Raw genomic sequence first — 16,372 nt, forward strand, 5'->3', positions numbered from 1 at the left:
GATTCTGGATTGCTTCGCTGCGCTCGCAATGACGATGTGGATAGAATGCGCACCTCACTCTCCTCTCGTGCCCCGGACGCAGCGCAGCGCGTCGCCCTTTGCGACGTGGTGCGCTGCTGAGCCGGGGCCCGAGAGATTGGGCCTCAGCCCTTCCCGCGCTGATCCATCTGCGGCCGGCCGATCCAGGCGCGGTTGAGGCAGCGGATCATCCAGTCGGGCTGAGCCTCGCCCCGCAACCGCGCCTGCGCTTCCTGGTAGGGGCTGGCATAGCGCAGCCGGCCAGGCAGTTTCGGATAGACGCGCCGGATCCATCGCAGCGCGCGGTCGGCAGACCTGACGTCCCGTTCGTCGAGCGCAAGGGCGAAGCCGGCGCGCAGGTGCTCCGGCAGCATCCCGGCGGTGAGCGCACGATACCAGCGCGGCGGCCGCAACCACGGTCGCGCACCGCCAAGGATCTGCGCGGCGATCTCGCGCGCGGCCGGGCTGACGGTCAGCGTCTCCGACTGCGCCATTGCCGCGGTGTAGGCTGCAAAGCCAGCCCAGTCCGCCGGCAGATCATCGCCTGTCAGCCCGAATAGCGCGCCAAAGGTCCGGCTCTCCGTCCAGTAGCGCTCGCGCTCCTCGATCGAGAGCGGCGGCAGAACCAGATCGTGCGCCATCAGCGCGGACTCGGTCAGCGTGGCATGAACCCAGCGCAGCGACGGGATGTCGTTGGCGCAGTAGCGCGAGCCGGCCGCGAAGGGGCCGACGGTCTCGGGCATCTCGCCGACGATCATGGTGTGGCGCCGGTGCAGTTGCCGGGCCGACAGCAAGGCACGGTCGAGCGAGCCGAACACCATGGCGAAGACCACGTCGAAGGTGCGATGGAAGCGGCCGATCGGATCGGCAAGGGTCGTCGAGTGCTCGGCGATGGCGGCAGCGACCCAGGGATGCGCCAGTTGAAGCAGCAGCGCGCGGCCGGCACCGAGAAAGACGGCGGCCTCGCGGTCGATCCGCCAGGTCAGCGTGTCAGGACCGAACACGCCCGCAACCGGTCCCGCGGCGTCAGCACGGACCTTGTCGAGAGCCAATTCCAGATCGTTCGCGGACACCAATTGCAGGACCTTTCGAGGTCGAACCAAGGCCAACGATCCGCAAGGCCTGTGGCAATTCGATGAAGCGCGCGATCGCTTATACCCTATTCTGCAGCCATCGGCATCTCGTCCGTATGCTCGTGCAGCACCACGCCGGCGAGCGGATCGAATTCGCCGATCCACGGCTTGCGCGTGAGCACCGACTTCGTGTGAGCATAGCCGGCATGCCAGCGCCGCGTGATGCCGGACGGGCTGAAGTCCATGTCCTTGGTGTGGGTCTCGCGCTCGAGCTGCGGCGCCAGCAGCCGCACCACATGCATGCGGGTCGGACAGCCGTAGCTCATCAGCTCCATCACCGCGGGATCGTTGCGCTCGCTCTCGGGCAACCGCGCAGCAAGCTGATTGATGACGTGGCGCAGGCGATGGGCCTGCTGCTGGCGCACGATCTGGCTGGCGATGCGGCTGGAATATTGCACGTCCTTGTGCCGGTTCAGCACCTCCGCCATCGTGGTCGGCTCGGGACCGACGGGATTCCACAGATGCACGGAGAAGATCAGCGAATCCCTGCGCGGGTTGTCGTCGAACACCGCTTCGGTCGGCGTGTTCGACAGGATGCCGCCGTCCCAATAGAGTTCGCCGTCGATGCGCACGGCCGGGAAAGCCGGCGGCAGCGCGCCCGAGGCCATCACATGCTTCACCGTCAGCTCGCCGTCGCGGCTGTCGAAATAGCGCATCTCGCTGGTGCCGACATGGGCCGCACCGACCGTCAGTCGCGGCGCGCAGCGATTGGCGAGGTCGAAGTCGACGAGCTCGCGCAGCGTGGTCTCCAGCGGCGCGGTCGAATAGTAGCCGGCGTGATCGGCGCCCAGCGGATAGGAATCCCCGGCATGCGCCAGCGGATTGGGGCGGAAGAAACCCGCAATGCCGTGGGTCACGGTCGACCAATAGGCCAGCTTCTCGTTGAAACCGGGAAACGCGGCGCGCCAGTCCCAGACCGGCTGCTGCTCCATCCGCTTCCAGAATTCCCTCAAGCGCGCGAGCCGGTTCTGCGGCGCGTTGCCCGCAATAAGGCTGGCGTTGATGGCCCCGATCGAGGTACCGATGATCCAGTCCGGCTCGATGCCGGCCTCGTGGAGCGCCTGGTAGACCCCGGCCTGGTACGAGCCGAGCGCGCCGCCGCCCTGAAGCACGAGAACGACCTGACCCGGCAGGTCCATACTCTTTCGTTGCGGGTTGTCCTGCATGCCGTTCATGTCTCGCTCCTGTCGAGCCTATGGTTATCATTCGCCCGGCGTAAGGAAATTGTTACGTCCTGCCGTTGTCGGCGATAGTCGGGCCTTTTGGAAATGCCGGCTGGCTTCCGAAACCATACGCGCGTGCTATAGCAGCCAGCATATCATTCCCCGCCCCGATCGGTTAGATTTCCGGCCGATCTCGCTGGGAGCCGATCCATGGAAATGCACCAGGTCCGCTATTTCCTCGCGGTTGCGCAGCTGTTGAATTTCACGCGCGCCGCCGAGGAGTGCAACGTCACGCAACCCTCGCTGACGCGCGCGATCAAGCAGCTCGAGGCCGAACTCGGCGGCGATCTGTTCCGCCGCGAACGGCCGGCGGCACAACTGACCGAGCTCGGCCAGCGCATGCATCCGCTGCTCAAGCAGTGCTACGACGCAGCGGCCGGCGCGCGCTCGCTCGCCTCTTCATTCAAGGGCGGCGAAATCGGCGCGCTCCGCATCGCGCTCACGCATTCGATCGACCTCGCGCTTCTGATTCCGCATCTCAACGAGATCAAACGGCAGTTCAACCGGCTCGAACTCCGCTTCCTGCGCGGCTCGAGCCGCGAGGTCGCCGAGTTCCTGAAGAAAGGCGAAGCCGAGCTTGGCATCGCCGCCGAGATCGACGAGTCCTGGGAACGGCTCGACGTGTGGCCGCTGTTCACGGAGGGTTTCGAGCTCGTCGTCAGCAGCGGACACCGGCTGGCCGGCCGCAGCAACGTCGAACTCGACGATCTGCGCGCGGAGCAGTTGCTGGGGCGGACGTTCTGCGAGCACTCCAGCCGCATCGCTGCAAGCCTGCGCGAGCACGGCATCGAGCATGGACATGAGATTTCGAGCGAGCGCGATCTGATCGAGCTGGTCGAAGCCGACGTCGGCGTCGCCATGGTGCCACATACCTCGCAGGTGCCGGAGAGCCTCAAACGCGCCGCTGTCACCGGGCTCGATGCGCGCCGCACCGTCAGTCTTTACGGCGTGGCCGGCCGGCAGCGAACGGCCGTTGCCAATGCGGTGATGCGGATGTTGCGCGGCGCGGACTGGCGGCAGATTGCTGGGTAGCTGCGACAACTATCGCTGCTGCTCTTCTCCTTCTCCCCTTGTGGGAGAAGGTGGCGCGAAGCGCCGGATGAGGGGTTTGCATCCGCGCACTCGACGCGAAATATTCACTCGTGGAGAGAGAGACCCCTCACCCGTCTCGCCGCTACGCGGCGAGACACCCTCTCCCACAAGGGAGAGGGAAAGACTGTTCGGCGCTATTGATCGACGCCCGCATCTTCCAGCGCTGCGAGCAGATCGTCGATCTCCATGCGCTTGCGGAAATCGGGGTCGACAAAGCGGGCCTTCACGATCCCGTCGCGACCGACGACGAACACGGCCGGGATCGGCAGCATCCAGCCGTCATTGCCGTGGAATTTCGCCATGTCCTGATAAGACAGGAGGCTCTGGATTTCGGCGCCGAGCCAGATCGCGAGATTGAGCGACAGCGCATAGCCGTTGTCGAGATCGGTCAGGACCGGAAATGGCGCGCCGGATTCGGCCTTGAGCTGCCGCGCATATTCCTGCGTCTCCGGCATGATCGCGACGACGCGCGCGCCCATGGCCTCGATGCGGCCCAGCGCCTGGACGACCGCGCGGACGTTGAGCCGGCAATAGGGGCACCAATGGCCACGGAAGAACATCACCGCGACCGGGCCGCTCTCCAGCAGCGCAGTCAGCGTGACGAGACGCCCGCTGTCGTCCGGCAGCATGAATGGCGGCATCGCATCGCCCGGGCGCGGCGCGGTCTCGCCTCCGCCGTTTCCGCCCAATCGCGTCACCAGGCGGTCGACCGCCTCGCCATAGGCCGGGAAGACCTCGCGGCTGGCATCGGCATAGGCGCGGAGCTGTTCGTTCAGCGTGCCGTCCATGTCGCGGCAGCGCAGGAAGGCAGATCTGAGCCGCTCGGCGTCGGCTGGCAAGAGAGACGTCATCTTCCGCTCCGGCGTTCGTGAGATGAATATTAGTTTCCTGGTTCGGCCGCCCGCAAGGGGGCGGCCGTAATGCCTGGACCGGTTCAGTTCACGTAGAAATTGCCGGTCGGATCCAGCCGACCCGAGGTCGAGTACAGCGTGCCGTTGTCCATGAAGAAGACGGTGTTCTCCGGCACCTTCTTCGCGTTCTTCATCATGGCCTCGTGGTTCTTCTCGGCAGGGGCCATGGCCATCGCCGACATCTTGCCGGGTCCGCCATAGATATAGGCCATGCCGGCCTTGAAATCCCAGGCCGCCTCCGAGAAGGCCGATGTCGCGATGACCGCGAAGGCGGCGGTGAAAATCAGGGTTTTGGACACTTTCGTCATGAGATGCTGCTCCGGATTGACATGCACGCCCGCCAATCGGGCGCACTGCCATCGGACGCCAGACACAGGAGAAGCGGAAATGCCGATGCCCAATCGGTTCGATAGCCGCCGCGCATCAACATAGCGCGCAGCTATCGCATCGAGAGCAAGCCGGCATTTCAGAATCGAGACGGTCTCGACGAAGCTCCTGCCATCGCCGGCGACCAGCGAGGTCGCGGCCAACACAGGAGACCTCCCATGTTCACGAGCCACACCTTCTCTCGCCTGCTCTGGCCGGGCCTTGCCGCTATCGGGGCACTGACGCTCGCGGCGCAGCCGGTCCTTGCCGGCGAATGTCCGGCCGACAAGATCAAGCCGAACGCGCAGCAGATGGTCGACACCAAGCCTGTCGGCGTCACCGACGTCACGCTCGGCGCAATCGACCTCGGCAAGCAGCCAGCTCATATCGAGGGCCGCGAACTCCGCTTCCGCAAGCTGACCATCGAGCCCGGCGGCATCGTGCCCTGGCACAGCCATGACGATCGCCCTGCCCTGATCTTCGTGCAGCAGGGCGAAATCGTTGAACACGCCTCCAACTGCATCGATCCGATCGTGCATAAGGCCGGCGACATTCGTCCCGAAGTCTACGGCACCTCGCATTGGTGGAAGAACCTCGGCAAGGAGACCGTCATTCTCTATGTCGGCGACGTCCGCAAGGATCCCAACGACCATCACATGTAACGAGCGCACCCAGCCCCAGCGCACTCGTTACCGGATGTGGCGCCCGGGATCCCCCATGCCATCCGCATGCCGGGCGTCACATTCCTCACAGGACAATCACGCCATGACCGATCTTTCCGCGTCGATCAAACCGGCCGCGATGACGATGGAGGCGCACTCGCCTGGTTTCGCGCTGCGCTCGCTCGTGATCGGCCTCACCGCATTCCTGACCGTCGTCGACCTTTTCGCGACGCAGGCGATCCTGCCCTCGCTGACGCGGCACTACGGCGTCACCCCCGCAGCAATGGGCTTTGCCGTCAACGCCAGCACCTTCGGGATGGCCATTGCGAGCCTCGTCGTCGGCTTCTTCAGCCCGCACATCAACCGCCGGGCCGGCATCCTGGTGAGCCTCCTGCTGCTGGCAATCCCCACCAGCTTGCTCGCGTCCGCACCCAATCTCGCCGTCTTCACGGCCTTGCGGGTCGCCCAGGGCCTGTGCATGGCGTCTGCCTTCGCACTCACCCTCGCCTATCTCGGCGAGCAATGCAGCGCGATGGATGCCGGCGGCGCGTTCGCCGCCTACATCACCGGCAACGTCGCGAGCAACCTCTTTGGCCGGCTGATCTCGGCGGCGCTTGCCGACGGCCTCGGCCTTGCCTGGAATTTCTATGTCTTCGCCGCGCTCAATCTGGTCGGCGCGGTGCTGGTCTATTTCACCATCGGACGCGTGCGGCCGATGCATGCGATGATGCCGGCGGCTTCGCCGCTCGCCGCCACCATCGCGCATTGGCGCAATCCGCGGCTGCGCGCCACCTTCGGCGTCGGCTTCTGCATCCTGTTTGCGTTCATCGGCACCTTCACATTCGTCAATTTCGTGCTGGTACGGCCGCCGCTGTCGCTGGGCATGATGGACCTCGGCCTCGTCTATTTCGTCTTCCTGCCGTCGGTCGTCACGACGCTGCTCGCCGGCAAGGTGGCCGCACGGCTGGGAACGCGGCCTGCGATCTGGTTATCGCTCGCTACCGCTGGACTGGGCCTGCCCTTGATGCTGGCGCCGCATCTCGGTGGAGTGCTCGCCGGCATGGTTCTGGTCGGCGTCGGCACATTCTTCGCGCAGGCCGCAGCGACAGGCTTCGTCGGACAGGCCGCGACCGACAACCGCGGCATCGCCAGCGGGACTTATCTTGCGTGCTACTTCTGCGGCGGGCTGGCCGGTACGGCCGTGCTCGGCCGGTTGTTCGACAGCTTCGGCTGGTACGCCTGCGTCGCAGGTGTCGGCGTGGCGCTCGCGCTGGCGGCCCTGCTCACCGTCGCCCTGAAGCGCTAACGACTCGCCGGGGTTTCCTGCGGCGGCTCGTCGTCGGCGATGGCGCGCCAGGCGGCGCCGTCGAGGTCGTCGTACTGGCCGCTTTTCAGCGACCAGAGGAAGGCAACGAGACCGGCACCTCCGAGCATCAAGGCCAGCGGCACCAGGATGACCAGGATCTCCATTACCCAATCTCCCGCGAGGTGTTCCGGGCGCGCAGCGAGTTCAGCATCACCAGGATCGACGATCCGCTCATGGCCGCTGCCGCAATCAGCGGCGTGACGATGCCGCTGATCGCGACCGGCACGGCGAGCACATTGTAGCCGATCGCCAGCCAGAGATTTTGCCGCATCAGATGCAACGCCTTGCGCGAGGCATCGATGGCGGCGACGACCGGAGCGAGCGGCCGGCCAAGGAAGACGAGATCTGCGGTGGCCTGGCTGAGATGCGCGGCCGAGATCGGCGACATCGAGACATGGGCGGCCGCCAGCGAGGGCGCGTCGTTCATGCCGTCGCCGACCATCAGCACTTTTGTGCCGCGCCGCTTCAGCTCCTCGATCCGCGCGATCTTGTCGGCCGGCGTCACGCCGGCGCGCCACTCGGGAATGCCGAGCGCATGCGCCGCCGCGATCACCGCCGGCTCACGGTCGCCGGAGAGAATCTCGATGCCGATGTTGCGCGCCTTCAGCGCCGTAATCACGGCCTGGGCGTCCGGTCGCAGCCCCTGGCGCACCGACAGGATAAACTTTTCGCTCCCCTTGCTGAACGCGACGATGGAGGCCTCGGGATCGAGATCGTCGGTCAAGCCGACGAGTGCCTCGGCGCCGCAGAAGGACGGACGGCCAAGACGAAGCTCGACACCGTCCACCGTGGCGCGCACGCCCTGGCCGGCCTCCTCGACAGCTCCGACGATCGGCGACTTCGCGCCGGCGGCCTGCGCCACCGCGGCGGCCACCGGATGATGGCTCGACAGCGCCAGCCGGCCGGCGAGTTCAAAGACATCGGCAGGGATGTCGGCCGCGTTGGTCACTTCGAGATGAGGCAGCGTCAACGTGCCGGTCTTGTCGAAGATGATGTGGTCGGCCTCGGCGAGGCGTTCGATCGCGTCGCCGGCATTGAGTAGAACGCCGGACTTGAACATGGCGCCCGCGGCGACGGTCTGCACGGTGGGGATCGCAAGACCCAGCGCACAGGGGCAGGTGATGATCAGCACGGCGACGCCGGTCACGATCGCATCGTGCCACGACGCGCCGGCGACGACCCAGCCGAGGATCGTGATCAGCGCCGTCGCATGCACCACCGGCGCATAAAGCCGGGAGGCACGGTCGGCAAGCCGCATGTAGCGCGAGCGCGCGGCCAGCGCGTGGTCGAGCAGCCGCGTGATCTCGGCGAGCAATGTCGCTTCCGACGCCGCCGAGACCCGCACCCGCAGCGTGCCGGAGATGTTCATCGATCCCGCATAGACCGGCGTACCCTGCTCCGCGGTGACATAGAGCGTCTCGCCGGTGATCAGGCTCTGGTCGATCTCGGAGCGTCCCTCGATCACGGTGCCGTCGACCGCGCAGCGCTCGCCGGGCCGTAGCAGCACGATATCGCCGGGATGGATCGCTGCGACCGGCACCTGGGAGATTTCATCAGCCCCGATGAACTTCGCCGCGGTTTCCGCCTTGAGCGCGGCGAGATTGCCGGCGACCGCGCGGGTGCGCCGTCGCATGTTCTGGTCGAGGAAGCGGCCGACCAAGAGGAAAGTCAGCAGCATGATCGCCGCGTCGAAATAGGCGTGCTCGGCATGGTGGATGGTCTCCACCACGGACATGCCGAGCGCCAGGCACACGCCGATCGAGATCGGCACGTCCATGTTGGTGGTCTTGTTCGACAGCGCGCGCCAGGCCGAGCGGAAGAACGGCTGGCCGGCATAGGCCGCCGCCGGCAGCGCGATCAGCGCCGACAGCCAGTGGAAGAAGTCGCGCTGCTCAGGCAGCATGTCCGAGACGTTTCCGGACCACACCGGGATCGACAGCATCATCACGTTCATGGTGGCGAACGCCGCGACGCCGAGACAGCGCAGCAGGAAACGGGATTCGGCGACCTCGGCCTCTTCCGCGCTTTCAGTCTCGTAAGGATAGGCCTTGTAGCCCAGCTCCTCGAGCCTATCAATGAAGCGAGCCGGATCGAGCGTGCCGGCCTTCCACTCCAGCGCGACGCGCCGGTCAGTGAGGTTCACGCGCGCCAGCGTGACGTCGGGAATGGCGGAGAGACCGCGCTCGATCTTGGCCATGCAGCCGGCGCAGTGAACGCCCTCGACGGCGAGATCGATATGCTTGATCCCCTCGCCCGCGGCGCGGACATAGTGCGAAAAATCCCGCGTGACCTGCATGAGCATGTCCCTCAATTCAGGATCACGCGGTTGCGCGACATGAACACGCGCGCGCCGCGCGCCGCGCCTTCGATCACGAGATCCCACTGGCCGGGCGCGACGGCAGCGGCATTGCCGCGATAGGTGCCGATGCCGGCCTCCGAAAGCTCGACCTGCAGATCGGCGCGCTTGTCGGTCGGCCGTTCCAGCCGTCCGCCGAATTTCAGGCCGCTCACCGGCTGGCCCTTGGCATCACGCGCATCGACCTGAAGCGTGGCACCGCCATCGGCGCGGCGCTCGATATGGGCGCTGACCTGCCAATTTCGCGCGGCCTGGTCATGAGCTGCCGATATCTCGCGGTCATAGGTGAGGCCCGCGGCGTAGGGACTGTCGACGTCGGTGCCGGGCAGCGTCGCGATCGCGAGCTTCATCATGGTGACGTTGACGCCGATCACGAGCCCGAAGAAGGCGACCAGCATCAGGAACACCTTCGTTCCGGTCAGCGGCTTGGTTGCCATGGCAGTCTCCTCGTCTTACGGCGCGACAAAGTTGTCGGTGGTGGTCGCGACCTCGCCGAGGCCGATGTCGGTGACGTGGAAGCGCACCGGGATCGACTTCTCCGGATTGCTCTCCGCCGGCGCGGTGATCAGCAGGCGCAGCTCGCTGGTGGAGTCGCGCGGAATCACGATCATCGGCCGATCAGGCGTCACCGAATCGATGCCGACGACATGCGTGGTCAGATTGGCCGGGCCGTCCGCGTCGATCGCGACGACGCGGTCGTAGCCGCTCTTGTTGAGCAGACGCACCGTGTAGGCGTTGCGGATCGAGCCGTCGCTGAGCCTGACCGCGACCGGATTACGGTCGTGCAACACGTTGACGTCGAGCAGGCTGCGGGTCGCAAGCGTGTAGATCATGATGCCGCCGACCGCCGCGATGATCGCGCTGTAGACGATGGTCCGCGGCCGGACGATGCGATAGACCGGCGCCTTGCCTTCCTGGCGGCGCTGGATGTTGATGTCGTTGTCGTAGCCGATCAGCCGCTTCGGCCGGCCGATCTTGGTCATCACGTTGTCGCAGGCGTCGATGCAGAGCCCGCACTGGATGCATTCGAGCTGCGGCCCGTTGCGGATGTCGATCCCGGTCGGACAGACCGCGACGCATTGATAGCAGTCGACGCAGTCGCCGACATGCTCGCCGAGCGCGCGCAGCTCGGCCGCCTTCTTCACCGAGGTGCGCTTCTCGCCACGGTCGTAGCGGTAGGTGACGTTGAGCGCCCATTCGTCGGTCAGCGCGGCCTGGATGCGCGGCCATGGGCACATATAGGTGCAGACCTGCTCGCGCATGAAGCCGGCGAGCACGTAGGTCGTCGCGGTCAGGATGGCGATCCAGATATAGGCGATCATCGGCGCCTGGAAGGTGACGAGCTCCTTCACCGGCGTCGGCGCGTCGTTGAAATAGAGCACCCAGGCGCCGCCGGTCCACCAGGCGATCAGCAGCCAGATCGAATGCTTGAGCACGATCTCGGAGATGCGCTCGAGCTTCATCGGATCGGACGACTTGTCCTTCTTCATCCGCTCGCGCCGGTCACCCTCGACGAGGCGCTCGACCGCGTAGAACAGGTCGGTCCACACCGTCTGCGGGCAGAGATAGCCGCACCAGATGCGGCCGCCGACGGAGTTCATCAGGAACAGCGCCACCGCGGCGACGATCAGAAGGCCGGTGAAGTAATAGACCTCCTGCGGCCACAGCTCGATGAAGAAGAAGTAGAAGCGGCTGTTGGGCAGGTCGATCAGCACCGCCTGGCTGGGCGCGCCGAGACCGCGATTCCAGCGCACGAACGGCAGGAAGTAGTAGACGCCGAGGCAGAATGCCATCAGGCCCCACTTGATCCGGCGGAAGGTGCCGTGGACGCTCTGGGGATAGACCTTCTTGCGGGCTGCGTAGAGCGGCCCGTAGTCGTCGTCCGATGTGAGCTCGTTCGGGTTCACGGTCTTGTTCATCGCGAAGTTTGTCTCGAAAAGGTGCGATTAAACCTAGACCCGGCGTCGCAGCGCCGATTGATCCAGCTCAAGCGGGGGCATTTTGTCCACCCCCGCCTGTTCTCCTTTGGCTACTTGCCGCCGCCCAGCGAGTGGACGTAGACCGCCATCGCCTTGAGGGTGGCGGGGTCGAGCCGGCCTTCCCAGGCCGGCATGACGCCGGCGCGCCCCTGGCTGATGGTCTCGATCAGGGTCGCCTCGTCCGAGCCGTAGAGCCAGATCTTGTCGGTCAGGTTCGGCGCGCCCATCTCCGGATTGCCCTTGCCGCCGTCGCCATGGCAGGCGACGCAATTCTCGGCAAAGATCTTCTCGCCCTTGGCGGCGTCGAAACCCTTGCGGGTCGACAGGCCCGACAGCGACCGCACGTAATTGGCGACCGTGACGATCTCGTCCGGCTTGAGCACGCCGTCCTTGCCGAAGGCGAGCATCTGGCCCTCATGCGTCTTGGCGTGGCCGGAGCGCGCGCCGAACTGGATGGTCTGCATGATCTGCTCGAGCGTGCCGCCCCACAGCCAGTCGTCGTCGTTCAGGTTCGGAAAGCCCTTGGCGCCGGCGCCGCCTGAGCCGTGACACGGCGCGCAATTGTCGCCGAACACGGTCCTGCCCTTGGCGCGCGCGAGTGCGAGCAATGCCGGATTTTTCTCGATGTCGGCGAGCGGCGCCGCCGCCAGTGCCGCCATCTTCTCGCCGCGCAGCGTCTCGAGATTGGCGAGCTCCACCGCGAGGCTCGCGCGGGTCGAGTAGCCGAGCAGCCCGGTGGTGTTACTGGAGATCAGCGGCCAGGCCGGATAGACGATCCAGTAGCCGATCGACCAGATGATGGTGAGGTAGAAGGAGATCACCCACCAGCGCGGCAGCGGCGTGTTGAGCTCCTTGATGCCGTCCCACTCATGTCCGGTCGTGGACTTGCCGGTGACGGAATCGATGTCGCCATGATGATCGGTCATGATTTCTTACTCCTCCCGCAACGGCAGGCGTGCCGCTTCGTCGAACGCGGCCTTGTTGCGGGGCCAGAATGCGTAGGCGATGATCGCGAGAAAGATCGCGACGAACACCGGCGTCCAGATCGTGGTGACGAGGCTGGAGGCGAGATTGTCGAGTGTCAGGATGGCTTTCATCGGTGATGCCTTCTCAGCGAAGATTGGCTTTCTCGTTGTAGAGCTTGAAGTCGACCAGCGTGCCGAGCATCTGCAAGTAAGCGATCAGCGCGTCCATCTCGGTCGGCGTGCCCGCCTTGCCGTCGAAATTGCGCATCACCGCCTTGGCATAGCGCTTGCTGAAGGCGTCGGTGCCGGCATTGTCAGGGTCGGCCTGGGCCTTCAGGTCCGCGCCTGCGTTCGCGATCTGGTCGTCCGTATAGGGCGTGCCGACGGCCTTGAGCGTCTTCATGTGGTCGGCGATCGTGTCCGGATCGACCTCGGTCTGACTGAGGAACGGATAGCCCGGCATCACCGACTGCGGCACGATCGCGCGCGGGTTGGTCAGATGGGTGACGTGCCAGTCGTCGGAATATTTTGCGCCGACGCGGGCAAGGTCGGGACCGGTGCGCTTCGAGCCCCACTGGAACGGATGGTCGTACATGCTTTCGGCGGCGAGCGAGAAGTGGCCGTAGCGCTCGACCTCGTCGCGCAAGGGGCGGATCATCTGCGAATGGCAGAGATAGCAGCCCTCGCGGACGTAGACGTTGCGGCCCGCGAGTTCCAGCGGCGTGTACGGCCTGACGCCGTCGACCGCCTCGATCGTGCTCTTGAGGTAGAACAGCGGGGTGATCTCGACGAGGCCGCCGATCGCGATCACCACGAGGATGCCGACGATCAGGACGATCGAGTTCTTTTCGAAGATTTGGTGGCGTGTCCAGAACGACATGGAAAGCTCCTCATTCCGCCGGCTGGAGCGCGACGGGCATCTGGACTTCCTGTTCGCCGACGCGAACGGTCATCCAGAGATTGTAGGCCATGATCAGCGCGCCGATCAGGAACAGCCCACCGCCGGCGGCGCGGATGATGTAGAAGGGATGCATCGCCTCGACGGTCTCGATGAAGGAATATTCGAGGAAGCCGAGCGAGGTGTAGGCGCGCCACATCAGGCCCTGGAGGATGCCGGACACCCACATCGCCGAGATGTAGAGAACGATGCCGAGGGTGGCGATCCAGAAGTGCCAGTTGACGAGCTTGAGGCTGTAGAGGCCCTTGCGATTCCAGGCCCACGGCACCAGGCAATACAGCGCGCCGAAGGAGACGAAGCCGACCCAGCCGAGCGCGCCGGAATGCACGTGACCGATGGTCCAGTCGGTGTAGTGGCTGAGCGAGTTCACCACCTTGATCGACATCATCGGGCCTTCGAAGGTCGACATGCCGTAGAAGGCGACGGACACGACCAGCATGCGCAGCACCGGGTCGGTGCGCAGCTTGTCCCAGGCGCCCGACAGCGTCATCAGGCCGTTGATCATGCCGCCCCAGGAGGGCATCCACAGCATGATCGAGAAAGTCATGCCGAGCGTCTGCGTCCAGTCCGGCAGCGCCGTGTAGTGCAGATGGTGGGGACCGGCCCAGATGTAGAGGAAGATCAGTGCCCAGAAGTGGATGATCGAGAGCCGATAGGAATAGATCGGCCGCTCGGCGCGCTTGGGAATGAAGTAATACATGATGGCGAGGAAGCCGGCGGTCAGGAAGAAGCCGACCGCGTTGTGGCCGTACCACCACTGGAACATGGCATCCTGGATGCCGCCCCAGGCGACGTACGACTTCGAGCCGAACACAGAGACCGGAAGCGCCGGATTGTTGCCGAGATGCAGCACGGCGATCGTCACGATGAAGGCGAGATAGAACCAGTTCGCGACGAAGATGTGCGGCTCCTTGCGCTTCATGATGGTGACAAGGAACACCAGCAGATAGACCACCCAGACGATGGTCAGCCAGAGATCGGCGTACCATTCCGGCTCGGCATATTCCTTCGACTGGGTGACGCCGAGCAGATAGCCGGTGCCGGCGACCAGGATGAAATAATTGTAGCCGAGCACGACGAACCAGGGCGCGAGATCGCCGGCAAGGCGCACGCGGCAGGACTTCTGCACGACGTAGAAGGACGTGCCGATCAGCACGTTGCCGCCGAAGGCGAAGATCACTGCGGAGGTGTGCAGCGGCCGCAGGCGGCCGAAGCTGGTCCAGGGCAGGTCGAAATTCAGCGCCGGCCAGGCCAACTGCGAGGCGATGATGAGGCCGACCAGGAAGCCGGCGATGCCCCAGAACATCGCCATGACGGCAGTGAACTTGATCGGGCCCATGTTGTAGTTGGGGCGGCCGTTGGCCTCGGCCGGCGGCAACTCCGCCGGGCGATCGAAGTAGCGATTGATGATACCGAACACCACAGCCAGGCTCGCGATCGCGCTGAGACCGGCATGGAAGGCGAAGGGCGAATCGAGCGCCTTGGCCGAGGCGATCACGCAAAGGAAGGCGGTGACTGCGAACACGGCAGCCAGTCCGCTTTCACCTGATGTCATGGATTTGGAGATGGAGGGCTGGCTCATCGCGGATTCTCTTTCGAAAGAACACGGAGCCAGAAACCACATTCACCCTCGCGGGGAATTGATTGAAATCAAGATATGCGGTTTGGTTCTGCGTCGGGGGCGAACATTTTTGGGGGAGCACTCCCGTATTTCTGCGGAGCCGCCAGTTGAGGCGCCGAGGCTGCGAGGACCGCGCGGCAGACTCACTTGGGCGAAGGGTCGGCTCCGAGAGAACAGAACCGTAGGGTGGGCAAAGGCGCACTTGCGCCGTGCCCACGATTTGTCTCGAACCCGCGACAGAAATGGTGGGCACGCTTCCGCCTTCGCTCTTCGAGCTTCGGCGGACAAGTCGCTTTGCCCACCCTACGACATTCCCCGAGGGAGGGGAATCACTCCATCGCCGTCGCCTTCAGCGCCGCAATGACGTCCTCGCGGGCGATGATTCCGGCGAGCTTCTGCGCACCGTCGAGCACGATGATGCTCCTGATGCGATGCTCGACCATGATCTGGAGCACGCGCGTCAGCCGCGTGTCGGGGCTGACATAGATGAACTCCGGCGTCATGACGTCGCCGATGCTGCGGCTCATCAGGTCGTGATAGCGCGGCAGCATCTGGTTTGGGGTGAACGCAAAGCATTTCAGGATGTCGAACTTGGTGACGATGCCGACCACCTGCCCGTCGTCCTCGACCGGATAGGAGTTGAAGTCGTCGGTCTCGAACATCTCGCTGAGCGCGAGCAGGTCCTGGTCGCGCCGCACTGTCCTGACCTTGCGCGTCATGTAGCGATCGACGGTCTCCTCGAGAAACTTGTACACGGCGCGTCCTCCTCGAATGGTTCAGTCAGTGCGACAGCAGCACGCAGCGCACCGACTGCGTGACCAGGTGCTCCGTAACGCCGCCGAGGATCAGCTCGCGAAAGCGCGAATGACCATAGGCGCCCGCAACGATGAGGCCGGCGCCGACGTCGCCTGCGACCTGCTCCAGTTGCGCGGCGGCGGTTTCGCTATCTGCGGCCTCCGAGATGCGCGCGCTCGCGGTGATGCCGTGACGGGCGAGCCAGGCGGCGACGTCGGTGACGCCGGCCATCACCATCTCCCGGTCGTCGTCCTGCTCCGGAATCTCGACAATGGTGACGTCCCTCGCCTTGTGCAGCATCGGCAGCGCGTTGGCCACTGCACGGCGAGACTCCGGCGTGTCCTTCCAGGCCACCAGCACGCTGCGCAAGTCGAGCCAGTTGACCTTGTCGGGGACGACGAGAAGCGGGCGGCCCGCCTGCATCACCAGATCCTTGGGGCTCGCCAGCGCGAACGCGTCGGGGAAGGCCGGGCCGTACCCGCCGCTGACGATGATATCGGCGCAGCGCGCCTGCGCCAGCACGAAGCGGGCCGGAAAATCCATGGCGCTGCGCCATTCCGCCCGGCCGCCGCGCGCTTTCGTGGCGCTGCGGAACTGGGCTTCCAGATCGGCAAGGCGCTTCTTGATGGAGGCTTCCTCCTGATCGATCAGGTTCTGGGCTTCAACGCCGTCGGCGAAATAGAGCGGCGGCGCGAACCGCGCCGCGGCGACGCCGATGATGGCGGCCTCGAATCGCTCGGCGAGCTCGCCCGCGACCTGAAGACGCGCCTCATTGGACTGATCGAGCGCCAGGCTGACCATCACGGTCGCGTATGTCATGGGGGGTCTCCGCACAGCCAAAGAACTGGCGCGGAATCTAGCCGCGCCGGCGCGCCGCATGATGAGGTAGATCAAACCGCCCGCGCCGGCTTGCGGCAAATCCGCCAA

Annotated in this window: 17 protein-coding genes; 3 read left to right on the forward strand and 14 right to left on the reverse strand. The window is 65.2% G+C overall.

All coding sequences use genetic code 11. From position 1 onward, the window contains the following. Nucleotides 1–143: 143 nt before the first annotated feature. Together QA642_RS35145 and QA642_RS35150 are read right to left on the reverse strand one after the other, a co-directional pair. The gene (locus QA642_RS35145; protein WP_283087041.1) at nt 144–1,094 is read right to left on the reverse strand and encodes an oxygenase MpaB family protein; all 951 of its coding nucleotides are present in this window, start codon (nt 1,092–1,094) and stop codon (nt 144–146) included. 83 nt (nt 1,095–1,177) lie between these two features. After that, nucleotides 1,178–2,326 carry a patatin-like phospholipase family protein gene (locus tag QA642_RS35150; RefSeq protein WP_283080984.1) on the reverse strand — a complete coding sequence of 383 codons (1,149 nt, stop codon included), beginning with the start codon at nt 2,324–2,326 and terminating at the stop codon, nt 1,178–1,180. A gap of 198 nt (nt 2,327–2,524) precedes the next feature. Here QA642_RS35150 and QA642_RS35155 point away from each other — a divergent pair, with 198 nt between their 5' ends. Next, a complete protein-coding gene (locus QA642_RS35155; protein WP_283080985.1) occupies nt 2,525–3,406 on the forward strand; it encodes a LysR family transcriptional regulator in 882 nt (293 codons plus the stop codon). Between the two features lie 194 nt (nt 3,407–3,600). Here QA642_RS35155 and QA642_RS35160 read toward each other — a convergent pair whose 3' ends face one another. Together QA642_RS35160 and QA642_RS46610 are read right to left on the reverse strand one after the other, a co-directional pair. Next, nucleotides 3,601–4,317 (reverse strand): peroxiredoxin-like family protein, encoded by a 717-nt coding sequence (locus QA642_RS35160; RefSeq protein ID WP_283080986.1) that lies wholly within the window; start codon nt 4,315–4,317, stop codon nt 3,601–3,603. Between the two features lie 83 nt (nt 4,318–4,400). Then, nucleotides 4,401–4,685 carry a hypothetical protein gene (locus QA642_RS46610; protein WP_349253884.1) on the reverse strand — a complete coding sequence of 95 codons (285 nt, stop codon included), beginning with the start codon at nt 4,683–4,685 and terminating at the stop codon, nt 4,401–4,403. Between the two features lie 237 nt (nt 4,686–4,922). Here QA642_RS46610 and QA642_RS35170 point away from each other — a divergent pair, with 237 nt between their 5' ends. Together QA642_RS35170 and QA642_RS35175 are read left to right on the forward strand one after the other, a co-directional pair. After that, complete coding sequence (locus tag QA642_RS35170; RefSeq protein WP_283080988.1) at nt 4,923–5,405, forward strand: cupin domain-containing protein; 483 nt, start codon at nt 4,923–4,925, stop codon at nt 5,403–5,405. Between the two features lie 103 nt (nt 5,406–5,508). Beyond that, nucleotides 5,509–6,711, forward strand: coding sequence for an MFS transporter (locus QA642_RS35175; RefSeq protein ID WP_283080989.1), 1,203 nt, complete (start codon nt 5,509–5,511; stop codon nt 6,709–6,711). On the opposite strand, the gene ccoS is transcribed toward QA642_RS35175, so the two are convergent. The 10 genes from ccoS to QA642_RS35225 all read right to left on the reverse strand — a co-directional run bounded on the left by ccoS (nt 6,708) and on the right by QA642_RS35225 (nt 16,264). Further along, nucleotides 6,708–6,875 carry a cbb3-type cytochrome oxidase assembly protein CcoS gene (gene ccoS, locus QA642_RS35180; RefSeq protein ID WP_283080990.1) on the reverse strand — a complete coding sequence of 56 codons (168 nt, stop codon included), beginning with the start codon at nt 6,873–6,875 and terminating at the stop codon, nt 6,708–6,710. The genes QA642_RS35175 and ccoS overlap by 4 nt on opposite strands. Then, entirely contained in the window at nt 6,875–9,067 is a 2,193-nt protein-coding gene (locus QA642_RS35185) for a cation-translocating P-type ATPase (protein ID WP_283080991.1), read from the reverse strand. Before QA642_RS35185 ends, ccoS begins: the two co-directional genes overlap by 1 nt. Nucleotides 9,068–9,078: 11 nt before the next feature. Next, entirely contained in the window at nt 9,079–9,564 is a 486-nt protein-coding gene (locus tag QA642_RS35190; protein WP_283080992.1) for a FixH family protein, read from the reverse strand. A gap of 15 nt (nt 9,565–9,579) precedes the next feature. Continuing rightward, nucleotides 9,580–11,046 carry a cytochrome c oxidase accessory protein CcoG gene (gene ccoG / locus QA642_RS35195; RefSeq protein WP_283080993.1) on the reverse strand — a complete coding sequence of 489 codons (1,467 nt, stop codon included), beginning with the start codon at nt 11,044–11,046 and terminating at the stop codon, nt 9,580–9,582. A gap of 110 nt (nt 11,047–11,156) precedes the next feature. Next, nucleotides 11,157–12,032, reverse strand: a complete 876-nt coding sequence (ccoP, locus tag QA642_RS35200; protein WP_283080994.1) for a cytochrome-c oxidase, cbb3-type subunit III — start codon at nt 12,030–12,032, stop codon at nt 11,157–11,159. A 6-nt stretch (nt 12,033–12,038) separates the two neighbouring features. Next, a complete protein-coding gene (locus QA642_RS35205) occupies nt 12,039–12,203 on the reverse strand; it encodes a cbb3-type cytochrome c oxidase subunit 3 (RefSeq protein ID WP_283080995.1) in 165 nt (54 codons plus the stop codon). Between the two features lie 13 nt (nt 12,204–12,216). Beyond that, nucleotides 12,217–12,951, reverse strand: a complete 735-nt coding sequence (ccoO, locus tag QA642_RS35210; protein WP_283080996.1) for a cytochrome-c oxidase, cbb3-type subunit II — start codon at nt 12,949–12,951, stop codon at nt 12,217–12,219. A 10-nt stretch (nt 12,952–12,961) separates the two neighbouring features. Further along, nucleotides 12,962–14,611: a cytochrome-c oxidase, cbb3-type subunit I gene (gene ccoN / locus QA642_RS35215; RefSeq protein WP_283080997.1), complete on the reverse strand. Its 1,650-nt coding sequence runs from the start codon at nt 14,609–14,611 to the stop codon at nt 12,962–12,964. A 368-nt stretch (nt 14,612–14,979) separates the two neighbouring features. Continuing rightward, a complete protein-coding gene (locus QA642_RS35220; protein WP_283080998.1) occupies nt 14,980–15,405 on the reverse strand; it encodes a CBS domain-containing protein in 426 nt (141 codons plus the stop codon). A gap of 25 nt (nt 15,406–15,430) precedes the next feature. Then, nucleotides 15,431–16,264, reverse strand: a complete 834-nt coding sequence (locus QA642_RS35225; RefSeq protein WP_283080999.1) for a universal stress protein — start codon at nt 16,262–16,264, stop codon at nt 15,431–15,433. Nucleotides 16,265–16,372: the final 108 nt, after the last annotated feature.

The organism is Bradyrhizobium sp. CB2312 (assembly GCF_029714425.1).
GTDB lineage: Bacteria > Pseudomonadota > Alphaproteobacteria > Rhizobiales > Xanthobacteraceae > Bradyrhizobium.